General features: G+C 68.7%; 8 protein-coding genes. 5 read left to right on the forward strand and 3 right to left on the reverse strand.

Annotated features, from left to right (window positions below; all coding sequences use genetic code 11):
- Window positions 1–100: 100 nt before the first annotated feature.
- Together NL1_RS39070 and NL1_RS20090 are read left to right on the forward strand one after the other, a co-directional pair.
- The gene (locus NL1_RS39070) at window positions 101–1,486 is read left to right on the forward strand and encodes an NsdA family TPR-like regulatory protein (RefSeq protein WP_218024457.1); all 1,386 of its coding nucleotides are present in this window, start codon (window positions 101–103) and stop codon (window positions 1,484–1,486) included.
- Window positions 1,487–1,498: 12 nt separating this feature from the next.
- On the forward strand, window positions 1,499–1,972 hold the full coding sequence (locus NL1_RS20090) for a hypothetical protein (RefSeq protein WP_084510781.1): 474 nt from the start codon (window positions 1,499–1,501) through the stop codon (window positions 1,970–1,972).
- 10 nt (window positions 1,973–1,982) lie between these two features.
- On the opposite strand, the gene NL1_RS20095 is transcribed toward NL1_RS20090, so the two are convergent.
- Window positions 1,983–3,038: an NAD(P)-dependent alcohol dehydrogenase gene (locus NL1_RS20095; RefSeq protein ID WP_245673416.1), complete on the reverse strand. Its 1,056-nt coding sequence runs from the start codon at window positions 3,036–3,038 to the stop codon at window positions 1,983–1,985.
- Window positions 3,039–3,122: 84 nt separating this feature from the next.
- On the opposite strand from NL1_RS20095, the gene NL1_RS20100 reads away from it, so the two are divergent.
- Window positions 3,123–3,779, forward strand: coding sequence for a TetR/AcrR family transcriptional regulator C-terminal domain-containing protein (locus NL1_RS20100; RefSeq protein WP_084510782.1), 657 nt, complete (start codon window positions 3,123–3,125; stop codon window positions 3,777–3,779).
- A 4-nt stretch (window positions 3,780–3,783) separates the two neighbouring features.
- Here the strand turns inward: NL1_RS20100 and NL1_RS20105 are convergent, their stop codons facing one another.
- Window positions 3,784–4,257, reverse strand: a complete 474-nt coding sequence (locus tag NL1_RS20105) for a MarR family winged helix-turn-helix transcriptional regulator (protein WP_067841562.1) — start codon at window positions 4,255–4,257, stop codon at window positions 3,784–3,786.
- Window positions 4,258–4,368: 111 nt separating this feature from the next.
- Between NL1_RS20105 and NL1_RS20110 the strand changes: the two genes are divergently transcribed.
- Window positions 4,369–5,511, forward strand: a complete 1,143-nt coding sequence (locus NL1_RS20110) for a GDSL-type esterase/lipase family protein (RefSeq protein WP_067841564.1) — start codon at window positions 4,369–4,371, stop codon at window positions 5,509–5,511.
- A gap of 28 nt (window positions 5,512–5,539) precedes the next feature.
- On the opposite strand, the gene NL1_RS20115 is transcribed toward NL1_RS20110, so the two are convergent.
- Window positions 5,540–6,154: a TetR/AcrR family transcriptional regulator gene (locus NL1_RS20115; RefSeq protein WP_067841565.1), complete on the reverse strand. Its 615-nt coding sequence runs from the start codon at window positions 6,152–6,154 to the stop codon at window positions 5,540–5,542.
- 70 nt (window positions 6,155–6,224) lie between these two features.
- Between NL1_RS20115 and NL1_RS20120 the strand changes: the two genes are divergently transcribed.
- Window positions 6,225–6,596 (forward strand): AhpC/TSA family protein (locus NL1_RS20120; protein WP_156094957.1); only part of this gene is annotated, 372 nt, incomplete at its 3' end.

Below are 6,596 nucleotides of genomic sequence, written 5' to 3' on the forward strand. Positions count from 1 at the left end.
GCGCACGTCGGAGGGTATTTGCGGACTACGCTGGGCCACAGGCGGTCTACTTCGGTCTACTCGCGGTATCCGCGACGCCGGCAGGGGGCGAACGTTGATCATGCATCTCACGTGGACCGGTGCCGAGGCAACTGCCCTGCGCGAGGCACTGGGACTGACGCAGCAGCGGTTCTCATCCAAGGCGGGCATCGGATCGAGCACCGTGAAAAAATGGGCGCACCTGGGCAGTTCGATCACGCTGACCGAGCACAGCGCGGAGATCATGGAAACGCTGCTCGCTCGGGCGACTCCCGAGCAGCGAGCGCGTTTCGCCGCCGCGGTGGCGAACGATCCCGCCGGCGACGAGCGGTCGGCGGATCCGGTTGACACCCAGTGGGTTCCAGGTATGTGGACGGCCGACACGGCGCGGGTCGCCTTCGACCTGGCCGGGGAAGACTTGACGGTGGACCGTAGACAGGTCGGCCGAGCACTGCTCGGCGTCGTTGCCGGCGCGCCGCTGCTCGAACCGCTCGAGCGCTGGCTGCGACACGGCAGCACGCCCACCGTGCCGCGCCGTGCCCGTGTCGGCGTCGGTCTCCAGGAAGTCGAACAGCTGGAGAGCGCGGCCCGCGTCTTCCGCTCCTGGGACGACCAGCACGGCGGCGGACTTCGGCGCAGAGCGATCATCGGTCAGCTCGCCGAGGTGAACGACCTTCTCGGCGAAGCGCATCCACCGGAAATCCGCCGCAGGCTGGCGGGAACGATGGCGCAGCTGGCCGAGACCGCGGCCATGATGTCCTGGGACTCCGGACGACAGCGGCTCGCCCAGCACTATTACGCGCTCGCCGTCCGCGCGGCAGGGGAGGCACAGGATCCGGCGTTCGCCGCGGTCGCCTTGGCCGGAATGGCCCGTCAGCTGCTGTCGTTGGGCAGGTCCGCCGACGCACTCGAGCTCGTCCGTCTCGCGCAGGACTACTCCGCTGGTCACATCACGCCGACGACCAAGGCGATGCTCTATACGCGAGAAGCGTGGGCCTACGGGCAGCTCGAACGCCCGACAGCTTTCCGGCGTAGCAGCGACAAAGCCCGCGAAGCCTTCGAGGGCGCCCGGCCCGCCGAGGACCCGTACTGGATTCACTACTTCGATGCCTCGGAGCTGTCCGGCACGATCGGCGGCAGGCTGCTCGACATCGCCCGCCGGGATCCGTCGAGAGCTCAGGAGGCCACCGAGTACATCGGGCGTGCGATCGAGCTGCGGCGACCGAACCGGCGGCGCAGTGCCGCGCTCGACCAGCTGGGCATGGTCGAGGCGCGCCTGATCCAGGGCGAGGTCGAAGAAGCCTGCCGAGTCGGCCACGCGGCGTTGCAGGTCGTCGAGCAGACCGCGTCCGACCGCGTGGCCAAGAAGCTCGCCAGGGTGTACAAACGCACCGGACAGTACGTGAACGTCGGTGTGGTGGCCGAGCTGCGAGATCGCATGCGGCCGCTCGTCGCAGCGACAGCATAGGAAGCAGCCTGGATGGTGCGTATCGGGGTCAGCGGGCACATGAACATCACCGAGGCCACCGAGGCGCTGGTATACGCGGCGATCAGGGATCTGCTCGCCGTGCACGGCCCCGTCACCGGGATCAGCTGTCTCGCGCGCGGCGCCGACTCCGTGTTCGCCCGAGCCGTGCTCGACGGCGGCGGGCGGCTCGAGGTGGTGCTGCCGTCGCGAAACTACCGGGCGGACAAGGTGAAACCCGATCACGCCGAGCTGTTCGATCGGCTCATGGAGCGCGCCACGGTCGTTCGGGTCATGGCGTTCGCCGATGCGAACCGGGAAGCCTACGCGGCGGCGAACGAGGCGATGCTGTCGTCGTGCCAGCGTCTGGTCGCGGTGTGGGACGGCGCGACCGGGGCCAAGGGGGGAACCGGCGATGTCGTCGAGCTCGCCCGCGAACGTAGCGTGCCGGTCGACATCGTGTGGCCCCCGGGCTCGGCGCGCGCCTGACCCGGAGACCTCACGACGGATCGGACTTACCCCGCGGGCCGACGATCAGCACCGTCTTGCCCTGGGCGTGCCCCTCGGCGACGTGGGCGATCGCGGATACGGCGTCGCGCAGCGCGTACTCGCGCTCGATCGCCGGGCGTATCTTGCCGGTCTCCAGTAGCTCGGTCAGGAATTCGAGATCGGCTCGTCGCGGCTTCATCAGCAGCGGACGCAGGGACTGGCGCGCGAAGACGTCGGCCACCACCACCCGGCCGATCCAGAGCACCGGACCGATCCAGTCACCGCCCGGCGATCCCGCCGAGGATACGAAGACGCCCTCGGGCGTGAGCACCCTGCGGCAGTCGGCGAGGCTGCGGTTGCCGACCAGGTCGAGCAGCACGTCGTAGCGCTCGCCCGAGTCCACGAAATCCGCTGCGGTGTAGTCGATGACCTGATCCGCACCGAGTCCGCGCAGGTACTCGACGTGGCGCGTGCTGCACACCGCCGTCACTCGCGCGCCGAGCGCCTTGGCGATCTGCACCGCGAAACTGCCCACGCCGCCGGACGCCCCGTTGATCAGCACCGACTGCCCGGCGCGCACCCCGCCGACGTCGCGCAGCCCTTGCAGCGCCGTCATGCCCGAATCCGGCACTGCGGCAGCCTGTTCGAAGCCGAGACCGGCGGGCATCGGCGCGAGCCTGGCGGCGTCGACGCAGACGTACTCGGCGAACGCGCCGAAATCGGCTGCTCCGTAGACGGATTCGCCGACTCTGAACGAGCCCGCCGCCGACCCGACGGCCACCACCTCGCCCGCCAGATCGTGCCCGATCACCGGCTGCTTGGGCTTGCGCACCCCGAAGCCCATCAGCCGGATGAGATAGGGCTTGCCGGTGAGCAGGTGCACGTCGCCCGAGGCGACGGCGGCCGCCCGGACCCGGACGAGCACCTCGTGCGCGGCGGGCGTCGGCCTCGGCACCTCCTCGATACGCAGGACATCGCTGGATCCGTAGCGCGGCGCGACGACCGCGGTCATCACATTCCGTTCGGGAACCGGGATCGCGGCGTGCGGATTCGACGACTCCGACATGGCGGCACCAACCTTTACTTACACCGTAAGCGTACTGGCTCGAACGCTACGCTTACGGTGTAAGTCCGTCAAGGAGAGCGATTCATGACCAAGCCCGCCGACCGCACCCGGCTCACCCGCGAGCGCGTCCTGCGCACCGCCGTCCGTCTCGCCGACGAACAGGGGCTCGGCGCGCTGTCCATGCGCAAGCTGGCCCAGGCCCTCGACGTGGAGGCGATGTCGCTGTACAACCACGTCGCGAACAAGGACGACCTGCTCGACGGGATCGCGGACCTGGTGGTCGCCGAGATGGCGGTGCCCGAGATCGGCGGAGACTGGAAGGCGGCGCTGCGCGCCCGCGCCGCCTCCGCGCACGAGGTACTGCGCCGCCACCCCTGGGCGACGGGGCTGATCGGCTCGCGGGTGAACGTCGGCCCGGCGATGCTGCGCTACATCGACGCCACGCTGGGCTGCCTGCGCGCCGCGGGCTTCACCTACCAGCAGGCGGACCGGGCCTGGAACGCGATGGACGGGCACATCTACGGATTCAGCATGCGGGAGTCGACCTTTCCGCTGGCGCCATCCGAATACATCGCGGCGGCAACACATTTCCTGCCTCGCATACCGGAATCCACACACCCGCACATGAACGCGCTCACCCGGCTGGTCATCGACGGCGAGCACGACGGCATCGCGGAGTTCGAATTCGGCCTCGATCTCGTTCTCGACGGACTCGAGCGCCTGCTGGACGCGACCGAGTAGCTCGTCAGTCGGTACCCGCGGTGGCGTCCGGATTGGTGGCGTCGCGAATGATCCGCAGCGCGGTGGTGAGCCCGTCGAGTTGCTCCGGCGTGAGCAGCCCGGTGAACCAGCGCTGCAACGCGTCGAGATAGTCGGGCAGCACCCGTTCGAGCAGACGCACCCCGGCGTCGGTCAGCACCGCGTGCGCGCTACGGCGATCGGCAGGGTCGAGCACGCGCTCGACCAATCCCGCCGCGGAGAGCCGATCGACCAGACGGGTGACGCCGCTGGTCGACAGTGCGGTCTGCGTCGCGAGGTCCGTCATGCGCAGCCGTCGCCCCGGGGAACGGCTCAAGCGCATCAGGGCATTCAGGTCGAGGCCGGACAGGCCGTTCGATTTCCAGGTCGGCTCCAGCTTGGCGACCAGACCGTTGTGCGCCTCGTAGAGCAGGCCCATCGCGGTCAGCCGCGGATCGTCGAAGAGATCTGACTCGCCCATGAACACCAACCTACCGCACATCATTGACTCGCGGATAGTTGACATGAGGAATACATCAGAGTAGATATATGCCTACGCAATATTCCTCAGATCAATAAACATGGAGGGGCCATGACAACGCAAGCCACCCGGTGGGTCGCCGGGTTCCGTTCGGCCGTGATCAGCCCGTACGAGGGGATCAAGCTCACCGAACCGCACGAGTTCGCCGACCAGACCCTGCGCCAGGTCCTGCATCTGGCAGGTGGCGGCGAGCAGATCCGCGTCCGTCTGACCAACCGCTACGGGCGGACCCCGCTCGTCGTCGGCGCGGCCAGGATCGCGCTGCGCAAGACCGCCGACGCGATCGTCCTGGAGACCGACCGCGAACTGCGATTCGCCGGAGCCGCGCAGGTCACCGTGCCCGTGGGCGGTGAGACGATCAGCGATCCGATCGATCTCGCGGTCGCCGCGGGTGACGATCTGCTGCTCAGCCTCTACCTGCCCGAACCGACAGGGCTGGCGACTTTTTCGCACATGCCCGCCGAAATCGCCTACGCCGCGACTGGCGATCAGACCGGCAGCCTCGAAATGCCTGACGCGCAGGAGATTCCCTCGCGGTTCTACGTGAGCGGCGTCGATGTCCTCACCTCCGCGCCGACCGATATCGCCGTCGCCTTCGGCGATTCCTGGTTCGAGGGCGTCGGCACCACGCCCAGCGCCAATCGCCGCTCGGTGGACGCGCTCAACGAGCGGACCTCACGCGGCTGGGTGGTGAACCAGGGCATCGGCGGAAACCGGCTGCTCACCGGCGAAATCGGCGAACGCGGCCTGGGCCGGTTCGAGCGCGACGCCCGCGACGTCCCCGGTGTGCGCCACATCCTGGTCCATTTCGGCATCAACGACCTGATTCTCGGCGGCATGGGCGATCAACCGCCCTCGACCACAACGGAACTCATCGATGGCTTCACCGAACTGGCCCGTCGCGCGCACGCCGCCGGGCTGACCATCCACGTCGGCACCATCGGCCCCTACGCGGGCTGCATCTACCCGGGCATGCCCATCGCCGAGACCCTGGCCACCCGCCGCGCGGTGAACGAATGGATCCGGGGCACCGACATTTTCGACTCGGTCTTCGACGTGGATCGCGCCGTGGCCGATCCGCTGCGGCCGGACTACATCCGGCCCGAGTTCGACAGCGGGGACGGCATGCACCTCAACGACGCGGGCGCGCGGGCGATGGCCGAGGCCGTGGATCTCATCGCGATCTTCGGCTGAGGCGGAATTCCTTCGGCGGCAGACCGATTCAGCGTGGGGACAGTCCCCGCAGCACGATCTCGACGCCGCCGCGGAATTCGTCGTCGATCGACATCGTCCGCGCCTGGCTCGCGGTCTGCACCAGCAGCGGGAAATCCTCGATTGGCAGCGCGGCGATGGTCGCGGTGCCCGGCCCCGCGATCGAGGCGTAGTGCTCGTTCTGCAGGAAGCCGAGCAGGAAGCCGACCACCGTGCGCTGCGCGATCACCCGCCCCCGGCCGGTGAAGCCCGCGTCGGTAAGCACCGTCAGCATGGCTTCCATCCAGCGCAGCGACGCGGCCGAGGACTGGCGATGCCGCAGGATGAGCGGGACCGTCGCGGGATGGTCCGCGACGGCGGCGCGCATGCGCGTCAGCAGGGCGGTCGCCCTGGCTCGCCAGTCCGGCCCCTCCAGTGGGGCGGTGTCCATGGCGCCGAGCACCCGGTCGACTACCAGCACCTCGAGCCGATCCCGATCGGCGACATAGCGATACAGGCCCATGGTGGCGATGCGCAGCTCCTTCGCGATCGCCCGCATGGTCAGTCCGTCGAGTCCCTCGCGGTCGATGACAGCGAGGGCGGCGTTCCCGATGTCGTCGGTGGTCAACGAACGAGGACGTGGCATGGGTTGACAGCGTACAAGGTACGCGCATACTGGACGTAGGCGTACCTCGTACACCTACGAAGGAGAGACCATGTCACTGCCGACTTCCGTCACCATGCGCACCTCGACGACCATCACCGGCGTCGAGGTGCCCATCCCCGACCCCGACTGCCTCGTCCACCTGCAATTCCGTCGCTTCGCGGGCTGTCCCGTGTGCAACCTGCACCTGCGCTCGATCGTCACCCGCCGCGCCGAGATCGCCGCGGCGAACATCCGCGAGGTGATCGTCTTCCACTCGCACGCGGACGAACTGCGCAAGTACGCCGAGGATCTGCCGCTCGATGTCATCGCCGACCCGGACCGGATTCTGTACCGCGAATTCGGCGTCGAGTCCTCGCCGCGCGCCCTGCTCGACCCGCGCGGCTGGCCCGCCATCGCCCGCGCCGTCGCGCACGACCTGCGC

Origin of the sequence: Nocardia lijiangensis NBRC 108240 (assembly GCF_001613045.1) — a bacterium.
GTDB lineage: Bacteria > Actinomycetota > Actinomycetes > Mycobacteriales > Mycobacteriaceae > Nocardia > Nocardia lijiangensis.